We start from the raw sequence: 16,835 nt of genomic DNA, 5'->3' as shown, positions 1-16,835 counted from the left end.
TGGTCAATAGGAGAAGTGCAATGGAGATAACCACGCTTCAGGTTGTACTGATATTTATCGTTGCCTGTATTGCCGGCATGGGTTCCGTGCTGGATGAATTCCAGTTTCACCGCCCCCTGGTCGCCTGTACGCTGATCGGCGTTATCCTCGGCGATATGAAAACCGGCATCATTATCGGCGGTACGCTGGAAATGATCGCCCTCGGCTGGATGAACATCGGCGCCGCGGTTGCGCCCGATGCCGCACTGGCCTCCATTATTTCCACCATTCTGGTTATCGCCGGCGGACAAAGCGTCGGCGCCGGTATCGCGCTGGCCATTCCGCTGGCCGCGGCGGGCCAGGTCTTAACCATCATCGTGCGTACGCTGACCGTCGCCTTCCAGCACGCGGCGGACAGCGCGGCCGAGCGCGGCAGCCTGCGCGCCATCAGTTGGCTGCACGTCTCCGCCCTGCTGCTGCAGGCGATGCGTATCGCCATTCCGGCCGTGATCGTTGCGGTATCCGTCGGCACCGCCGGGGTGCACGCGCTGCTGAACTCCATCCCGGAAGTGGTGACCACCGGCCTGAATATCGCCGGCGGCATGATCGTCGTGGTCGGTTACGCCATGGTGATCAATATGATGCGTGCCGGCTATCTGATGCCGTTCTTCTACGCCGGTTTTGTCACCGCCGCCTTTACCGATTTCAACCTGGTGGCGCTGGGGGTCATCGGCGTGGTGATGGCCGTGCTGTATATCCAGCTCAGCCCTAAATATAACAAGCCGCAGGTGGTTCAGGGCGGTCCCGCCCAATCGAACGACCTTGATAATGAACTGGACTAGGAATAGGTGAGAGAAATGGTTGATACCACTGCAGCTCAAAAGAAACTGACGCCGGCCGACGTTCGCGGCGTATTTATCCGCTCTAACCTGTTTCAGGGATCGTGGAACTTCGAACGTATGCAGGCGCTGGGCTTCTGTTTCTCCATGGTGCCGGCAATCCGCCGCCTGTACCCGGAAAACAACGACCAGCGCAAGCAGGCGATCAAACGCCACCTGGAATTTTTCAACACCCACCCTTACGTCGCTGCGCCAATCCTCGGGGTAACGCTGGCGATGGAAGAACAGCGTGCCAACGGTGCCCCCATCGATGACGCCGCCATCAACGGCATCAAGGTCGGGCTGATGGGGCCGCTGGCCGGCGTCGGCGACCCGATTTTCTGGGGCACCATGCGGCCGGTGTTCGCCGCGCTGGGCGCCGGTATCGCCCTGACCGGCAGCCTGCTGGGGCCGATACTGTTCTTCGTGCTGTTTAACCTGGTGCGTATACTGGTGCGTTACTACGGCGTGGCCTACGGCTACCGTAAAGGCGCCGATATCGTTAACGATATGGGCGGCGGCTTCCTGCAGAAACTGACGGAGGGAGCGTCGATTCTCGGCCTGTTTGTCATGGGAGCGCTGGTCAATAAGTGGACTACCGTTAACATTCCGCTGGTGGTGTCGAAAATCACCGATCAGACCGGACATACCACCGTTACCACGGTACAGACAATTCTTGACCAGCTGATGCCGGGCCTGATCCCGCTGCTGCTGACCTTCGGCTGTATGTGGCTGTTGCGTAAAAAGGTCAATGCGTTGTGGATTATCCTGGGGTTCTTCGTCATCGGCATCTTCGGCTACTGGATTGGCCTGCTGGGCTAGTTAACCACCGTCACGCCGGGGGCTTGCCCCCGGCTTTTTCAGTTAGGGAGTGTAAGATGTCGCTGACGGATATCGCCATCGTGCTGTTTATTGTCTTGCTGTTGCTGTACGCCATTTATGACCAAATCATCCAGGAGCGGCTCAAAGGCCCTACGCTGCTTAAAGTAAAACTCAAACGTCGCCACCGCATCGACAGCCTGATTTTTGTCGCGCTGCTGGCAATTTTACTGTACCGCAATCTGGTCAATCAGGGAGCGCCGCTGACCAACTGGTTATTAATCTCTTTGGCGCTGGTCGCCATATATCTTGCTTATATTCGCTGGCCGACATTATTATTTAAAACGCAGGGTTTCTTTTATGCCAATGCCTTTATTGCCTATTCCCGCATCAAGGCAATGAATTTAACCGAAGATGGCATTCTGGTGATTGCGCTGGAACAGCGGCGCTTATTGATTCAGGTCACCCAGTTAGACGATCTGCAAAAGATTTATGATTTTTTCATTGAAAATCAAAACATTAAAACGTAGCCGTTCACTTCCTATCGAATCCGGCGTCAAAAACGGTTAATTTATCCACGACGACGCCGATCCCTCTGCTTATTATTTCCACAATAACATCATCACTATCTGCTTTATTTTTCTCCTGCAATCATTTAATGAAAACAATTATCAATTTCATTAAATACCCCCAAGAATTAAACGTTGTCTTTGGCAAAAATAATATGATAAGGTTGCGTCCGTCATTGGGGAGTAGCCGGTTTCTGATTACTCACAATCAGAAACGCCCGTATCAACATACTCGTTTTGTCGTTTGAAACGTGGTGCGGGCAGCCAGAGTCAGGTTGGCGAGACCATAGGCACGTAACTCCGTCGTTTGGTTGGGGGTGGGTTGCGTGTATATGGAGCCGCCCGGCCGAGACTATTTCACATGAATCTATCTGCTACCCTGATCCTCGCTTTCGGCATGTCTATGGATGCGTTTGCTGCGTCTATCGGCAAAGGCGCCAGTCTGCATCAACCCCGTTTTCGCGAAGCACTCCGTACCGGCCTTATCTTCGGCGTCATTGAAGCAATTACCCCGCTGATCGGCTGGTCGCTGGGCCTGCTTGCCAGCCAATACATTATGGAGTGGGATCACTGGGTCGCCTTCGGCCTGCTGCTTATTCTCGGCGTGCGCATGATCGTCGGGGGGATACGCAACCGCCCGGACGAGGTTGAAAAGGTCAAACGCCACGGATTCTGGCTGCTGGTCGCCACCGCAATCGCCACCAGCCTCGACGCCATGGCAATCGGCGTCGGTCTGGCCTTCTTACAGGTGAATATCGTGCATACCGCCATGGCCATCGGCTGCGCCACCATGATAATGGCCACGCTGGGTATGATGATCGGCCGCTTTATCGGCCCGCTGCTGGGCAAACGCGCCGAAATCCTCGGCGGGCTGGTGCTGATCGGCATCGGGGTGAATATTCTGCTGGACCATCTGGGCTACCTGTCCTGACGGTCACATCAGGCATCGTTAAGGGCTGAACGCTGTTCAGCCCTTTTTTTCGCCCGGCCTATGCTACGCCTCGCGGCGGTACAGGCTGATAGCAAAGTCCGTCTCACAATCAAAGACGTCGCTGGCTGCCAGCCGCTGCTGCACCTCCGGCGAGGCGCGCCAGGCAAATGGCGTCATCTGCAGCAAATTCGCCGCCTGCTCGCCCGGCAGCGCCATCGTATACGCCAGCCGTTCGCTGTGTTCACGTTGAAAACCGCTCAGCGTCTCATCATGCTCGTCATGTAGCTGAACCTGTTGATAAACCTGCTCTTTCAGCTGATATAAATGGCGCGGCGCCGGTGACACCGTCACAACCACCCCGCCCGGACGCACCACGCGCGCCAGCTCGGCCGCCTTACAAGGCGCATAGATGCGCAATACCGCGTCCAATGATGCATCGGCAAACGGCAGGCGATGGCTGGAGGCGACGCAGAATGCCACCTCAGGGTAACGCTTGGCGGCATAGCGAATGGCCACCTTGGCCACATCCAGCCCATAAACGGCCATCTGGCGCTGCTCTCGTAGCCGTTCAGCCACCGCGGCGGTGTAATAGCCCTCGCCGCAGCCGATATCCAGCAGCGTCTGCGCATCGGCGCCCAGCGCATTATCCAGCAGCTCAGCCACTCGCTGACGTAGCGGCTGGTAAAATGCGCCCTCCAGAAAGGCGCGCCGCGCCTGCATCATCTCCGCACTGTCGCCAGGCTGCTTCGAGCGCTTGTGCTGTACCGGCAACAGATTGACGTAGCCTTCCTTTGCACAATCGAACTGATGGTTATTTTCACAACGCCACTGTTGCTGGGTGAGCAGCAGCGGCAACTGGCACAACGGGCAAAGATAGGACATGGGTTTGGCTTCCAGAGAGATACGGCGCGGCTAGTCTAAATAAGCCCGGGTATTGATGCAAGGCGCGCCAGCGCGCGGTATACAGCCGACGCTAGCCAAAGCGGGAAAAAGCTCGCTACACTGGGTGCCTGTCTTTCAAATACGGATTGTTATCAGACCATGACCGATTATTCCGCACTGCTCAGCGCCATCCCGGCCATTCAGCACGGCTTTGGCAACAAAAGCGCGCTGCTGCCCGAATCGCTGCTGCCCTACCGCGATACGCTGCCCGAGAAAAAGCAGGTGCACGGCACACGCATCGTCGATGTGCTGCAGCCAGGGCAGCTCTGCGGCGAGGCAGACGGATTTTACACCACGCAGCCGGGCATTTTGCTCAGCGTGCTGACCGCAGACTGCCTGCCGGTGATATTCAGCCGCCGCGACGGTGCGGCGATCGGCGCTGTACACGCCGGCTGGCGCGGCCTGCTGGACGGTATTCTGGAACAGATGGCGCAGCGCATCGCGCACGATGACGATCCCGCCAACTGGGTGGCCGCCATCGGACCGGCTGCCGGCCCCTGCTGCTATGAAGTCAATGAAGAGCTGGTAGCGCAGTTTCAGCAGCGTCTGCCGCAGCCGCCCGCGCTGATCAGCCCGCGCTTTCGTCACCTGGATCTGGCCGCCATCGCCCACGATAAGCTGACGGCGCTGGGTTTTTCCGCCGTCGATCACACCGGCAGTTGCACCATCTGTACGCTCAACCATGAGCCACAACAGCCGCAGCGCTTTAAATACACCAGTTTTCGCCGCAACAGCCAACGTCGGGCGCAGGATCCGCAACATCCAGATATCAAAGGGCGTAATCAGTACGCCGCCATCATTATCAATCCCTGAATGACAGATACGAAAAAGCCCGCACGCTGGCGGGCTTTTTTTACAGCTGACGCTGATTAGATAGCAGTAACGTTTACTGCTGATGGACCTTTCTGGCCATCCTGGATTTCGAACTCAACGTTCTGGCCTTCAGCCAGGGTTTTGAAGCCGTTACCCTGGATTGCAGAGAAGTGTACGAACACGTCTTTGCTGCCGTCAGCCGGGGTGATGAAACCGAAACCTTTAGACTCGTTGAACCACTTAACTTGACCTTTGATCTTTGCCATCTTGAGTATTTCCTTTGGATTGTTTAAACCGCCCGTAGGCGTTACATAGACAAACTAGAGTCGTTACTGCTTGAGGCACTAAGATAAGGATCGGCAGAGAAGCGGTATTCAACGTTAACGTCTTTACTCAGAACTTCTTTACTGATAGAAATGCCACACATATACAGAACTGTACCTCGTTTTACCCAATTGCGTTATCACATACTCTGTATGCAATGGCAAGCCATTTTTAATCACTGATGGACGCGTCGCACATAATTGAAACGGTCAGCCGCGGCAACGGGCTGAACACGCTAAAATATGTTGAAGCTTTTCCTCTTTTCTGCTCTGCATCACGCATGCTCTGTACTCCCCGCCCCATCGGGAATTTAACAAAACTTTCGCTGCATATGCGTCGCTGAGCAAACGCTACAGGGCACGTTTTCTGACTTTAAGATTAAAGTTTTTTGAATATTTATGAATAATCTTCGCCGAACAATATTCTCCGCATTTGCTCCTGAGCGTTCCCGGTAACAGCATGCAGGTTAACGCCGCCTGCGGCGATGAGGAACAGCGGTGTTAGTGTTAAGGCGTGCATGCGGATGCCCACCCGGCTCATTCGATATGGCCACAGCATCAACAGCGAATCGGCCTCTGCCGCCGTAAGCGATAAATGTGTCACGTTACAGATTGCTTTGAATATCCATCTTTCTGCCTTATGACGTCATCACAAACCGTTAGGAATTCGCCCGTGTTTTCTCTCTTTTTTCTAATTTGTTTCCGTAGAAACCCGTCCGTTATTTCCCTCCCCCGAAAAAACTGATTATTACAACGAGTATTTGAGCGCCGTATCACACTCAATGCGGACAATTCCCCTTTCTCTTTGCAGAACGATTATTCAAAATCGGTGGTGCGTTTATTTTCTATACATCGACCAGGTCATTTTCTACGGATGGAGATTGAGTTATGTCAGAGCCAACGGTGGCGAGAGGAAAGTTTACTTATGATAACGAGGGTAATGATTCAGGAAAATGGAATTCACGACATTTACATTGGCCAGAAAAATACTCTGGCGTCACTATCGGCCGCGGCTACGACTTAAAACACCGCCAAAGGGAACAGGTCATTCGCGATCTTACCTGCGCAGGCATCAGCCAGGAGAAAGCCGAACTGATTGCCGGTGGCGTCAAACTGACGCGCGACGCAGCGCGAAATTTTGTACGTACTCATCGCGATCAAATCGGAGAGATCACTACAAGTCAGCAGATTCTGTTATTTAACCGAGTTTATGCTGAATATGAACGAGTGGCAAAACGTGTATATAAACGTCACGCAGCATCAGAAAATGGTTATATCCTTTGGGAGGACTTATCATCTGAAACCAGAGAGATTATTACAGATATGGTGTATCACGGCGTCGCCAACATAAAAACATATAGATCAGCAGCGAGAGGTAACAAAGAGGAACTGATTAACCACATTCGGGATAATATTAATGGAGACCTGGCAAGACACAACGCCAGAATCAATTACCTGAGGAACAGTAAACAGTAAATGAACAATAAAAAAATATATCAATATTCGGCGCAAGCCATCCTGCTGCTACTCTCTGGTGTATGTTCTTCTTTTGCCGATGAAAGGAAACTCGCGGTTGTGCCAAATGTTGCCCAGCAGATAATTATTATACAACAAGAGAAATTATGCATCACTGAAGACTCCCGTGGCTCTAGCTCGCGTGCGATGGCCGAATGCGCCGATCTTTTGCTGTCAGACTCTCAACAGCAGCTGGATAACCGAATGGCCGAAGTCAAAGACTACCTGGCTTATTACGACCGCAGCACCAAGGGCTATGAAGACAACGGAAAAGAGTACCTGGCAGCGTTCAATAAATATTTGGCAACGTGGCGTGAGTATGTCAGCGCCAAATGCGGTTTTCTGTATTTTGAATTCAAGGATCCTGGTAAATATATAGAAACGCATACCTGCCAGGCAGCAGAAAACTACCAGCTGGAAACCTCACTGCGTCGCTTTGGCTCAAGTTAAGCCATCGGCATATCGCGCCTGCGTCAGGTGTCCTGCGCAGGCGCATACTGACGTTTTAACTGCCCTGATTCTCTTTGATGTTCCAGCCAGCGGAGACTTCCGCGCCTTTTCCGCCTTTATCTGTTTGCTCCCAGTATTTATGCAAAACCTTAGCCGCCTGGAATTTATAGATAACAGGAATGATCGATTGCCTCAGATCGCCTTCATAGCGGGCCTCCGTGACTAAAACATCTTCCAGCGTCAAACGTAAGTACTCAATGTTCTCGCCGCCGGCTTTATGGATAGCGAGTTCAACTTTGCTGATATGTTTACCGCTGGCGGCATACTGAAACAGCGTCGGCGTCGCCCTGTCGACATTGGTATAAATAACCAGATCGTCATAATGAACCTTACCCGCCCCGCCGCCGTTGCCGACGTGCATATTACCGGGTTGCGTGGCACCCAGGTCAAAGCCGGAAACATCAATCCATCCCTTATGCCCTGAATCTTGAGACTCACCGGAAACGCCATCCACCTTTAAAAACGCATTTGATGCCATTGCTCTCACCCATCCTTTTGGTTTGATTGAGGGCCAATCATAGATGAGGCATCCCCCTATCAAAAGAGAGGTTTCTGAATGGAATTCCGGCCTATGTTAAATATATTCTCGCCTCGCTTACGCGTCCGAATAACGGGTTATTCACAGCATGCCGCCGGCAATAACGGCTTCCCAGCGAGAGCACAAACAACGCATTAATCATTCCGGCGACAGTTCGCCTGCGGTGAAGGTAACAAGCACAATGACAGTCGCCATACCGTCAGGGCAATGCGATCTGCGCGCCGATTTTAATCGGCCGGAAGCCGTCCGGTTCAACGCCGGCAGCCTGCAGCGCTTGCCTAAGCTGCTCAGGCGGTTCATCCAGTGACTCATCCGCCAGTTCAAAAACGCCCCAATGCATCGGAATGGCGCGCGGCGCGCCCAATTGTTGATACAACGTCACCGATTGCTGGGGATCCATATGCTGCTCTTGCATAAACCAGCGCGGTGCATAGGCGCCAATCGGCAGCGCCGCCAGATTAAACGGCCCCAGTCGCTGGCCTATCTCCGCCAGGCGTTCGGAATAACCGCTGTCGCCGGAAAAATAAAAGCGCAGCGCCGGGTGGTGAATCACCCAGCCGCACCACAATGACCGGTTGCGGTCCCAGAGAGAGCGCATGCTCCAGTGCCGAGCCGGCACGGCGTGCAGCGCCGTCTCCCCCAGCGTCAGGCTGTCCCACCAGTCAAGCTCCTCAACCCGGGCAAAGCGATAACGGCGGAACCAGCGCTTCAGCCCCAGCGGCACCACCACGGTCGCCTGCGGGAAGCGCCGCGCCAGTTGCCGGATAGTGCGCCGGTCAAGGTGGTCATAATGGTTGTGAGAGATGAGCAGCACGTCCAGCGCCGGCAGTTGCGCCACCGACAGCGGCGCCGGCGTTTTGCGCTTCGGGCCGTAGAAACTCAGCGGCGACGCCCGCTCCGACAACGCCGGATCGATCAGGATATAACGCCCAGACAGTCGCAGCAGCAACGCCGCATGCCCCAGCCACCAGACGCCGTCATGTGCGCCGCCGAGATCCGCCGGTTGCCACCACTGCTCAACAAAACGCCGGTAGCCGGCCTGCGGCGGCGACGGCAAACCGAGCCGCTTACGCTCGTCCTGCCAGCGGCGTAAATCCCCTTCGCGCCGCAGCGACGGTTCCGGGTTGCGAAACCCTTGCGGCGTATGATGCGCCTTACCGGCGTCATAGTAGCGGTTAACCGCCCCTTTCTTGTTTGCTGCTCGCTTCACGGCTGACTCCTGCTGTTAATCTCCGCCACGTTAAGACGCCCCGGCAAAATAGCATACGGTGAGGCTGACCTTTTCGCCAATCGCGTTGTCTGAGTCACTGTAAGTTTTGCAGGGCCGACAAGAGCCTGTTAAGTATCTCTTAAGAACTTTATGTTTTACTGTTCGGGACAATCAGAAAAGGAGAAGTTATGGGTCGTTCATCATCACGCCAATCACGCAGCCGTCTGGGGCGCCTTCGCAGCGCGATGCGGGCGCAGGCGCAGTATTGGAAAATGTATGCCGCCATGAAACTGCGCCGCCTGCGCGTTCCGACGCCGCTGGTGCTGCTGGCCGGCGCCGTCATGAGCTTTTTTGTTCTGGGGCTGATGATGGCCAGCGTCGTGGCGATCGATATCATCACCACGCTGTTCCTGCTGTGTAGAAAAGTGTTCGGTGCGGGCCGTCATCCGCAGGGCAAACGCACTATGCCCGCCGGCAGCCGCTAAATCGTTCGGGAGGCGCCTGCTGCGCCTCCCTTAAAGCTTATGGCATGCGGCGCGTGCCGTTTTTCTTGACGGTCGCGGCGCGGCGGCGCGTGAGCGTAAAGCCTAACCACAACACCCCTATCCAGACCGGCATCAGCAGTACGGAAATACGAATGCTGTCAGTGCAGTACATGATCAGCAAAATCATCGCCAGAAACGCCAGACACAGATAGTTACCGAACGGATACCACAAAGCCTTGAAGTGCGGGATCACTCCCTGACGATTTTTTGCCGCACGGAATTTCAGGTGCGCCAGACAGATCATCACCCAGTTAATCACCAGCGTGGACACCACCAGCGCCATCAGTAATTCAAAGGCCTTGCCCGGCATAACGTAGTTAATCAGCACGCCGATCGAGGTCACCAGCGCCGACAGGCCAATCGACAGAATCGGCACGCCGCGCTTATTAACGCGCGTCAGCGCCTTTGGCGCATTCCCCTGCGTCGCCAGCCCGAACAGCATGCGGCTATTGGCGTATACTCCGCTGTTATACACCGACAGCGCCGCCGTCAGCACCACGACATTCAGCAACGTCGCCACCAGGTTGCTATCCAGCGCGTGGAAAATCATCACGAACGGGCTACCGCCCTCCACCACTTTCGCCCACGGATACAGCGACAGCAGCACGGTCAGCGAACCGATATAAAAAATCAAAATACGGTACACCACCTGATTGGTGGCCTTGGGAATACTGCGACGCGGATCGGCGGCTTCGGCCGCGGTAATCCCCACCATCTCCAGGCCGCCGAAGGAGAACATGATCACCGCCATCGCCATCACCAGCCCTTCCACCCCGTGCGGGAAGAAGCCGCCCTGCTGCCACAGGTTGTCGATGCCGGCTTCCGGGCCGCCGGTGCCGCTGGCCAGCAGGTAGGCGCCAAAGAAAATCATCCCCATGATGGCGGAAACCTTAATAATGGCGAACCAAAACTCCGTTTCACCATAAATGCGCACGTTCACCAGGTTAATAAGATTGATCAGCACAAAGAACACCGCGGCAGATACCCAGGTAGGGATCTCCGGCCACCAGTATTGAATATAGATGCCGACGGCGGTCAGTTCCGCCATACCCACCAGGATAAACATCGCCCAGTAGTTCCAACCGGAAAGGAAGCCGGCAAACTCGCCCCAGTATTTATAGGCAAAATGACTGAACGAGCCGGCAACCGGCTCCTCCACCACCATTTCACCCAGTTGGCGCATAATCAGAAAAGCGATAAAACCACCGATGGCGTACCCAAGCAGCACCGACGGGCCGGCCATTTTAATGGTCTGCGCAATGCCGAGAAATAAGCCGGTTCCGATGGCGCCCCCAAGGGCAATAAGTTGTATGTGTCTGTTTTTTAAACCGCGTTTTAACGGAGTATCCTGATGCTGACCGCCCATCTTATCCTCATATGGCTAGAAACCCTGCCGCAACTGCACAACGTTTCGCCAATCAATTATTGTATCTGCGGGCGGCTTTTTAACACTTAACCCCGAGTGCATCAAGGATTAGCGCCGGAAGCGTGCTGTCTCCGGCGCTGTTTTTCACCCGGGGAAAGATGGCAAACAACCTGTTCAGCCCACCAGGCTGCACAGTTTCGTCAGCGTGCGCGCGCCGATCATCAGCGTTGCGACATAGGATTGACGACGCGTGACCACTTCAACCGCCACGCGATCGTTCTGATATTTGATAAGGTAGGTAGAGGGCCAGCCCTGACGACGCTGGCCGAAACTTTCGGCATGACGGTCAATCGCCGCGTGGGCAACCACCAGATGGGCCAGGTTAGTATCACCTTTAATAATGCGTTTCATAAACAGCCTCCGCCACAGACAGTTCCGTTGTCAGATTATGGAAAACATTAACATTGTGTTTTAGTAAGACGCGTCGTCCGGCTGCTGGCTCAGCAGAAAGCAGATCATCGCGGCGCGCAGCGGGCTGCTGCTGTCCGCCTGCCATTCTCCGTGAGCGGTGGAGATACGCGCCTGCCACTGCGATTGGTCGCAGTGTTCGGCGGGATTCAGACTGATTTTGTTGGCGCAGATAATCGGCCAGGCATCGGAGGGGTTCTTGCAGTAGTCTTTACCTTTGACGCCGCCGTAAGGGTACCATTTGTCCGGATTTTCTCCGGTAATCAATGCAATACTGCGGTTTACCTCGGCGTCACTTTCTTCGTACCATTTAATCATCAGCTTTATCCATCTTTCGTAGGGTTGGCGCTACATTACGATGGCAATGCGACAGTTTTATGACATACAGGATTTACATTATCTGTATTAATGGATTTCGCCCGATACTGGCCGTCAACGGCGATTTACGCCGTATTTATTACTGAATCTCTGGAGAAAATGGCATGATCGCCGGACTGAACCACCTGACGCTCGCGGTACGCGATATTGAACGCAGTTTTCACTTTTATGTACGCACGTTGGGGTTAAAACCCCTGGCACGCTGGCGACAGGGGGCATATCTGGCCGCCGGCGACCTTTGGCTATGCCTGTCGCTGGACGACGCAGCGTCACCCTCGCCCGATTACACACATTATGCTTTCAGCGTCCCGCAGGCGGATTTTGCTACCAGCGTCGCGCGTTTGCGTCAGGCCGGCATTCGCGAATGGAAAAGTAACCGTAGCGAAGGCGAATCGCTCTATTTTCTCGATCCTGACGGCCACCGACTGGAACTGCACGCAGGCGACCTCGCCAGCCGTCTGGCGGCCTGCCGGCGGCAACCCTATCAGGAGATGACTTTTTTTGAGGATGGTGAGAAGGCTGATGGTTAAAACTGAAACTGAGATAACCGACCGTGTCCTGCCGCCTTCTCACCAGAGATGAAGCGCCTTAGCGCTCGGGGATGACATCTTTGAATTCCATCGCCGGCCCGAAATCGTCATCGACAGCAGACACCGATTCACCGCGCGACTGGCGCGCTATCTGCTTCAGCAGCGCCGTTTGCTGCTGTTGCTGCTCGGCGATTTCCTGCAATAGACGAACCTGTTCGTTGGCCCGCACGCTGGCGCGGTTTACCAAAAACCACACCCACAATCCCAGCAACAGCGCGACCAGCGCAATCCCCAAAGAGAGCAGCGACGGAGAAAACCCTGCATCAGACATATACAACCCTACCTACAGCTAAATATCAGTCGCTATCTTACCACTCCCTCGCTGAACAAAAACATCCTTGTACGCACTGTTATAGCGGGATTTACCAAGGAATAATCCGAGTTATCGAACAGATCCCTAACGCAAAGTTTCCACCTTGATCACAATAGCTATCGAGGGCAAGCAGATTAAAGAACAGGCATGCCAGCACGGTCGCAACGATCAGCAGAATTTTGTTTCGCAACAAACTTAGCAGCCTCATTGTTACTCAGTTGACTTCCTGCAGTCTATCACAGGAAAGTTAAACGAAGTTTAACTCGCCGTTTAGATTTCCCCTTGCCGGTATGAATTTAAGAATGTTACGGTTGCGTCCCGCCCTCCGGCGTGGCTATATCACAGCAGCCTATTTAACAAGGAGTAGGAATGAGTAAGTTAATCAAACTGGTGGTGGTGGTGGCCGTGCTGTACGGTGCGCTGCTGTTTTCCGGCTATGGGGTACTGATCGGCAGTCAACAAAACGTCGCCGGGTTGGGATTACAGTGCAAATATCTCACCGCGCGTAATGTGGTAACCGCGCAATATTTACACGGCGACAACGGGGTTATCGGCATTTCCGACTGCCCGCTGTTCAAGAAAATAGAAACGGTGGTGGACTAAGCGCACCACCGACCGGCCGCCTGTCCTGGGCGGCCTGGCTTAATCCTGCTTGAACTTCAGCTCAATCAAGGCAACGGCTTTTTCAATCGCCCGCTTGGTCACCGGATCGGCGCCCGCCGGATGCGTTGAAAAATCAATGCTCTTCAGCTGGCCGGCCATTTTGTCACGCACCTCGGTCGGCGCAATCACATCAATGACATCCAGAATCTGCTTAATCACCAGCTGGCAGGCGACCAGATCGGAGGCGATTTCCTGATCGTGAGTTAACGCATTGGACATAATCATTTCCTCTTTAAACAAACGCCGCACAGAATATCATGCTGATTGCGGCTTTGCCGCACCAAAGCCGCTTCAGCCTGAATTTTCAGTAAAACGGCGCATTCGGCATCAAAATCTGCGGCGTATTTGACCTATACTGGTAAGCATCATCAGCCAACATCACACAGGAGATGAGTTATGGCGAACCACAACGTGAAATCTTGGGCTACGTTGCGTGAAACTTCGGTTGAGATTGCCGAAGCGATTTTCGAACTGGCAGGGAATGATGAGGCGCTGGCGCAAAAGATCTGGGAGGAAGGCAGCGATAAAGCACTGGAAATGGCCTTCGCCAAAACCGACGCCGACCAGCTGTACTGGGGTGAAGAAACGGTCGAACGTAAAAACGTCTGACGGCCAAAGAACAAAAAGCCCGGGTGTCGCATACCCAGGCTTTTTCATGGAGTCTCAGCGCCCTTTCCCGAGCGCGGCCAAAAAGAGCGTCACCGTTTCTCACCTCCCACGCCTTCCGCTTTCTTCACTCTCGCCGCCGGCGCCGCTAGAAATACGGCTACGCCAACAATGACAACCAGAGTAATAATCATGGTCGCTAACATAGAATCACCCCATCAACGCTGCGTTGTACGGTGGACTTTCTGCTGTTTGGTGCATATGCGGCCGGGCTACCTGATATCAGCGCAGCGGGGCTGGGGTTCAGATTAGCGGTATTCGTTATCGACTGACAAGCATTAGCGGTCGGATTATGTGACGCAGGTTGGCCACTGCGCGGCGTTTTTTGTCGGCGGCGGCAAGTTGTGTATACTCGCAGTATGTCGATCCCACACAGATGCACTGATGATACAAGAACATCACCTCTCGTTGGTCTGCGCCCTGAGTCAATGGGTTGAAACCCACCTTGGCCGTGTGATTCACCTTGAAGAGCTGGCGGAATACTCGGGCTACTCCCTGTGGCATATGCAAAAACTGTTTAAGGAAGCGACCGGCATCTCACTCGGCAAATATATCCGCGAACGGCGCTTGGCGGGAGCGGTTTATCAGCTACGCAGCAGCAACGCCTCGATTTTCGATATCGCGCTGGATTTTGGCTTCGGCTCGCAGTCCCACTTTACCTACATGTTCCGTAAGCGTTTCAATATTACACCCTATGATTTTCGCCAGGATCTCAGTGTCGATCTGCATATTGACCCACCGTTGCACGTTATCCATCAAAAAATGGCCTGAGCCTCGCCGGAAACAAAACGGCTGCCGGGTGGATTAATCAGATCGACATCCGACCAGTTGGTTATATAAAAATCTTTATCAATAATTTATAAATATAAAAAACCCGCCGCAGCGGGTTTTTTTATATTGTCTGCTGGTTTAATAAAACGCAGCTACTACCATAGCTGCAAGTGAGATCCAAAACACCGCCGTTGCAACAACAACATGGGATAATCTTGCACGATAGAGTATTTGGCTCATACTACCTCTCTTACTTCTTTCTGAAGGGCTGATAACCCGGGTCTTTCTAGGAAAGATCCTAGTCGTTTATGCCAGAGAATAACTTGCTTCAGATCACTATTTAGCTTAACAAGACTATTTATTAACAAACATGATTCATTGATCACAATAAATCAATAAAAAAGGCGAAAAAAGAATAAGAGATGTAAATGATATTCATTGCTGTAATCACAATGGCTGAATGGAGCCAGTCGGCAACGATTTTAATCGGCGTTCATATATATTAGGTTATATAAAAATAACTGATATCAATAAGCCAGCGGGGGCGGCAGGATGTGGCCATAAGCGCCGCAAGCGGATAACGCGGGAGCTTCACGCCGGACATGCCACCCATGCTCAATGAACGTCCCGTCACATTAAAGCGCCCGTAGCAAGACCGCCAATTACCGCATTTATAATAAGGTTAAAGCCATTTCGATAATAATGGGTGCCACCGGAGCGGTTACCCAGCCAATAACCCTGCTCCAAGCGCGTCAATAATACGCTGCTCGTTCAGCCAGGCGGTAATGGGATGTTACGTTCAGCAGGCCGGCAGATTATAGCTATGGGTTTTTGATATAACAGCCTTTCACATCCAATTTATCATCGGTGTGTTTTAGATCGGAAAAGTAGGTCATGCCAAACAGAACGGATACCACCAGCAAAGCGGAAACCAGCAGCCCGATAATGGCAATCAGTTTGGTTTCGTTATGGAGTTCATGCTCCATTTTCTCTCCCGTTGTTAAAAAGAATCACATCAGCCATAACGTGGCCGCCAAAGTGAAAAAAATCAGCGTGCCCGATGCAACAAGCAACACCAAAACGGCAAATTGTGCGTCACCCAAGGTGTCGCGGTATGTTTTATCCTGCGGGGTGTTACGCCGTTGTCTCACGAGTTCTGTCTTCAGCATTTTATTGTTTTTTTGAAGCGATACCCGCCGCACACTGGCGCAGGCCGTCGTTTGCACATCCGCTTCAAACCCCGAATCCCGCAGACGCTACCAACTTTCCCCCCGACGGTCAACAATCCCCGCCAGACCGGCCTGATACCGGCACGCAATATTCACATGTTTTATAAAAACAAAACTTTAATAAGAAAAACTAATTAAAAATGACATAAAAAAGCCCGACCGACGATCGGGCTTATCAATGCGTGATTACTGCGGAATACGCAGCACCTGTCCCGGATAAATTTTGTCCGGGCTGGACAGCATCGGCTTATTGGCTTCAAAAATCTTGTTGTACTGGTTGGCATCGCCGTAGACCGCTTTCGAGATCGCACTCAGCGTATCGCCTTTTTTCACGGTATAGAACGTGCTTTCACCCGCAGATTGAGCAACGGTGATGTGATCTTCCACGCCGCTGATGCCGGCCACGTTACCCACGGCAACCAGAATCTTCTCTTTCAGTTCCTGCGAAATACCGTCACCGCTGACCACCGCCTTACCATCAACCACCTGTACATCTACCTTGTCGGTATCCGGCAGGCCGCTCTTGTTAAGGTGCTCTTTCAGTTTAGCGCTCTGATCGGCCGCGTCTGCATTACCGGTCACTGTGTCCCACAGTTTTTCGCCTGCTTCTTTAACGAAGTTAAACAATCCCATATTCACTCCTGAGTTGAGGAAGAGATACCCCACCGTTGCCGCAGCAAGGCGGTAAGCACCACGTTCATTGCAATAAGACCCGTTAAGCTTAGCATCGCCGGGTGAATTTTCAATAAAACCCAATGGATTAGGCGGTTAGAGTAATCTGAAATTGGCCCTACCGATGATTAAATCATCACTAGGGTT

General features: G+C 53.3%; 27 protein-coding genes and 1 riboswitch. Of the genes, 12 read left to right on the top strand and 15 right to left on the bottom strand.

Annotation, left to right across the window (positions count from 1 at the left end):
- Positions 1 to 20 precede the first annotated feature (20 nt).
- The 4 genes from HF675_RS10205 to mntP all read left to right on the top strand — a co-directional run bounded on the left by HF675_RS10205 (position 21) and on the right by mntP (position 3,176).
- Positions 21 to 821, top strand: coding sequence for a PTS mannose/fructose/sorbose transporter subunit IIC (locus HF675_RS10205; RefSeq protein ID WP_105231492.1), 801 nt, complete (start codon positions 21 to 23; stop codon positions 819 to 821).
- Positions 822 to 836: 15 nt separating this feature from the next.
- The gene (locus tag HF675_RS10200) at positions 837 to 1,679 is read left to right on the top strand and encodes a PTS mannose transporter subunit IID (protein WP_105231493.1); all 843 of its coding nucleotides are present in this window, start codon (positions 837 to 839) and stop codon (positions 1,677 to 1,679) included.
- 56 nt (positions 1,680 to 1,735) lie between these two features.
- Positions 1,736 to 2,206, top strand: coding sequence for a DUF986 family protein (locus tag HF675_RS10195; RefSeq protein ID WP_105231494.1), 471 nt, complete (start codon positions 1,736 to 1,738; stop codon positions 2,204 to 2,206).
- Positions 2,207 to 2,411: 205 nt separating this feature from the next.
- Positions 2,412 to 2,594: riboswitch (yybP-ykoY riboswitch) on the top strand.
- A gap of 12 nt (positions 2,595 to 2,606) precedes the next feature.
- The gene (gene mntP / locus HF675_RS10190) at positions 2,607 to 3,176 is read left to right on the top strand and encodes a manganese efflux pump MntP (RefSeq protein ID WP_105231495.1); all 570 of its coding nucleotides are present in this window, start codon (positions 2,607 to 2,609) and stop codon (positions 3,174 to 3,176) included.
- A gap of 63 nt (positions 3,177 to 3,239) precedes the next feature.
- Here mntP and rlmA read toward each other — a convergent pair whose 3' ends face one another.
- Positions 3,240 to 4,058 carry a 23S rRNA (guanine(745)-N(1))-methyltransferase gene (gene rlmA / locus HF675_RS10185; protein WP_111736927.1) on the bottom strand — a complete coding sequence of 273 codons (819 nt, stop codon included), beginning with the start codon at positions 4,056 to 4,058 and terminating at the stop codon, positions 3,240 to 3,242.
- Positions 4,059 to 4,217: 159 nt separating this feature from the next.
- On the opposite strand from rlmA, the gene pgeF reads away from it, so the two are divergent.
- A complete protein-coding gene (gene pgeF, locus HF675_RS10180) occupies positions 4,218 to 4,931 on the top strand; it encodes a peptidoglycan editing factor PgeF (RefSeq protein ID WP_187044544.1) in 714 nt (237 codons plus the stop codon).
- 56 nt (positions 4,932 to 4,987) lie between these two features.
- On the opposite strand, the gene cspE is transcribed toward pgeF, so the two are convergent.
- The 3 genes from cspE to HF675_RS10165 all read right to left on the bottom strand — a co-directional run bounded on the left by cspE (position 4,988) and on the right by HF675_RS10165 (position 5,858).
- Positions 4,988 to 5,197 (bottom strand): transcription antiterminator/RNA stability regulator CspE, encoded by a 210-nt coding sequence (gene cspE / locus HF675_RS10175; protein WP_002221949.1) that lies wholly within the window; start codon positions 5,195 to 5,197, stop codon positions 4,988 to 4,990.
- 41 nt (positions 5,198 to 5,238) lie between these two features.
- Complete coding sequence (locus HF675_RS10170) at positions 5,239 to 5,358, bottom strand: DUF2627 domain-containing protein (protein ID WP_071823832.1); 120 nt, start codon at positions 5,356 to 5,358, stop codon at positions 5,239 to 5,241.
- A 293-nt stretch (positions 5,359 to 5,651) separates the two neighbouring features.
- Positions 5,652 to 5,858, bottom strand: a complete 207-nt coding sequence (locus HF675_RS10165) for a hypothetical protein (RefSeq protein WP_111736925.1) — start codon at positions 5,856 to 5,858, stop codon at positions 5,652 to 5,654.
- Positions 5,859 to 6,142: 284 nt separating this feature from the next.
- Here HF675_RS10165 and HF675_RS10160 point away from each other — a divergent pair, with 284 nt between their 5' ends.
- Both HF675_RS10160 and HF675_RS10155 read left to right on the top strand, forming a co-directional pair.
- Positions 6,143 to 6,730 carry a hypothetical protein gene (locus HF675_RS10160; RefSeq protein ID WP_187044543.1) on the top strand — a complete coding sequence of 196 codons (588 nt, stop codon included), beginning with the start codon at positions 6,143 to 6,145 and terminating at the stop codon, positions 6,728 to 6,730.
- Positions 6,731 to 7,219 (top strand): lysozyme inhibitor LprI family protein, encoded by a 489-nt coding sequence (locus HF675_RS10155; protein ID WP_105231499.1) that lies wholly within the window; start codon positions 6,731 to 6,733, stop codon positions 7,217 to 7,219.
- A gap of 55 nt (positions 7,220 to 7,274) precedes the next feature.
- Here the strand turns inward: HF675_RS10155 and HF675_RS10150 are convergent, their stop codons facing one another.
- Positions 7,275 to 7,757 (bottom strand): type VI secretion system tube protein Hcp, encoded by a 483-nt coding sequence (locus HF675_RS10150; protein WP_187044542.1) that lies wholly within the window; start codon positions 7,755 to 7,757, stop codon positions 7,275 to 7,277.
- Positions 7,758 to 8,016: 259 nt separating this feature from the next.
- Positions 8,017 to 9,027, bottom strand: a complete 1,011-nt coding sequence (locus tag HF675_RS10145) for an MBL fold metallo-hydrolase (protein ID WP_187044541.1) — start codon at positions 9,025 to 9,027, stop codon at positions 8,017 to 8,019.
- Positions 9,028 to 9,215: 188 nt separating this feature from the next.
- Between HF675_RS10145 and HF675_RS10140 the strand changes: the two genes are divergently transcribed.
- Positions 9,216 to 9,512: a hypothetical protein gene (locus HF675_RS10140; protein WP_105231502.1), complete on the top strand. Its 297-nt coding sequence runs from the start codon at positions 9,216 to 9,218 to the stop codon at positions 9,510 to 9,512.
- 37 nt (positions 9,513 to 9,549) lie between these two features.
- On the opposite strand, the gene HF675_RS10135 is transcribed toward HF675_RS10140, so the two are convergent.
- The 3 genes from HF675_RS10135 to HF675_RS10125 form a co-directional block, all read right to left on the bottom strand.
- Positions 9,550 to 10,938: an amino acid permease gene (locus HF675_RS10135; RefSeq protein ID WP_187044540.1), complete on the bottom strand. Its 1,389-nt coding sequence runs from the start codon at positions 10,936 to 10,938 to the stop codon at positions 9,550 to 9,552.
- Positions 10,939 to 11,112: 174 nt separating this feature from the next.
- Positions 11,113 to 11,349, bottom strand: a complete 237-nt coding sequence (locus HF675_RS10130) for a DUF4060 family protein (protein ID WP_105231504.1) — start codon at positions 11,347 to 11,349, stop codon at positions 11,113 to 11,115.
- A gap of 60 nt (positions 11,350 to 11,409) precedes the next feature.
- Complete coding sequence (locus HF675_RS10125; RefSeq protein ID WP_187044539.1) at positions 11,410 to 11,724, bottom strand: phage protein NinX family protein; 315 nt, start codon at positions 11,722 to 11,724, stop codon at positions 11,410 to 11,412.
- Positions 11,725 to 11,888: 164 nt separating this feature from the next.
- Here HF675_RS10125 and fos point away from each other — a divergent pair, with 164 nt between their 5' ends.
- Entirely contained in the window at positions 11,889 to 12,314 is a 426-nt protein-coding gene (gene fos / locus HF675_RS10120) for a fosfomycin resistance glutathione transferase (protein ID WP_105231506.1), read from the top strand.
- A gap of 58 nt (positions 12,315 to 12,372) precedes the next feature.
- Here the strand turns inward: fos and HF675_RS10115 are convergent, their stop codons facing one another.
- On the bottom strand, positions 12,373 to 12,645 hold the full coding sequence (locus HF675_RS10115) for a YebO family protein (protein ID WP_105231507.1): 273 nt from the start codon (positions 12,643 to 12,645) through the stop codon (positions 12,373 to 12,375).
- A gap of 91 nt (positions 12,646 to 12,736) precedes the next feature.
- Positions 12,737 to 12,895, bottom strand: a complete 159-nt coding sequence (locus HF675_RS10110) for a PhoP/PhoQ regulator MgrB (RefSeq protein WP_071889299.1) — start codon at positions 12,893 to 12,895, stop codon at positions 12,737 to 12,739.
- Positions 12,896 to 13,056: 161 nt separating this feature from the next.
- Here HF675_RS10110 and HF675_RS10105 point away from each other — a divergent pair, with 161 nt between their 5' ends.
- Positions 13,057 to 13,290: a YobH family protein gene (locus tag HF675_RS10105; protein WP_105231508.1), complete on the top strand. Its 234-nt coding sequence runs from the start codon at positions 13,057 to 13,059 to the stop codon at positions 13,288 to 13,290.
- 39 nt (positions 13,291 to 13,329) lie between these two features.
- Here HF675_RS10105 and HF675_RS10100 read toward each other — a convergent pair whose 3' ends face one another.
- Positions 13,330 to 13,569 carry a DUF2766 family protein gene (locus HF675_RS10100; RefSeq protein ID WP_015672738.1) on the bottom strand — a complete coding sequence of 80 codons (240 nt, stop codon included), beginning with the start codon at positions 13,567 to 13,569 and terminating at the stop codon, positions 13,330 to 13,332.
- Positions 13,570 to 13,746: 177 nt separating this feature from the next.
- Here HF675_RS10100 and HF675_RS10095 point away from each other — a divergent pair, with 177 nt between their 5' ends.
- A complete protein-coding gene (locus tag HF675_RS10095) occupies positions 13,747 to 13,959 on the top strand; it encodes a YccJ family protein (protein ID WP_061323113.1) in 213 nt (70 codons plus the stop codon).
- A 441-nt stretch (positions 13,960 to 14,400) separates the two neighbouring features.
- Positions 14,401 to 14,787, top strand: a complete 387-nt coding sequence (locus HF675_RS10090; protein ID WP_105231509.1) for a helix-turn-helix domain-containing protein — start codon at positions 14,401 to 14,403, stop codon at positions 14,785 to 14,787.
- 821 nt (positions 14,788 to 15,608) lie between these two features.
- Here the strand turns inward: HF675_RS10090 and HF675_RS10085 are convergent.
- The 3 genes from HF675_RS10085 to lysM all read right to left on the bottom strand — a co-directional run bounded on the left by HF675_RS10085 (position 15,609) and on the right by lysM (position 16,649).
- Positions 15,609 to 15,773 carry a hypothetical protein gene (locus HF675_RS10085; protein WP_187044538.1) on the bottom strand — a complete coding sequence of 55 codons (165 nt, stop codon included), beginning with the start codon at positions 15,771 to 15,773 and terminating at the stop codon, positions 15,609 to 15,611.
- A 24-nt stretch (positions 15,774 to 15,797) separates the two neighbouring features.
- Entirely contained in the window at positions 15,798 to 16,013 is a 216-nt protein-coding gene (locus HF675_RS10080; RefSeq protein ID WP_187044797.1) for a hypothetical protein, read from the bottom strand.
- Between the two features lie 189 nt (positions 16,014 to 16,202).
- Positions 16,203 to 16,649 carry a peptidoglycan-binding protein LysM gene (lysM, locus tag HF675_RS10075; protein ID WP_111736922.1) on the bottom strand — a complete coding sequence of 149 codons (447 nt, stop codon included), beginning with the start codon at positions 16,647 to 16,649 and terminating at the stop codon, positions 16,203 to 16,205.
- Positions 16,650 to 16,835: the final 186 nt, after the last annotated feature.

The organism is Serratia sp. JUb9 (genome assembly GCF_014298095.1).
In the GTDB taxonomy this organism is placed as follows: Bacteria; Pseudomonadota; Gammaproteobacteria; order Enterobacterales; family Enterobacteriaceae; genus Serratia_B; species Serratia_B rhizosphaerae.
The sequence above is the reverse complement of the archived record's forward strand: the minus strand, read 5'-3'. Positions and strand labels throughout refer to the sequence as shown.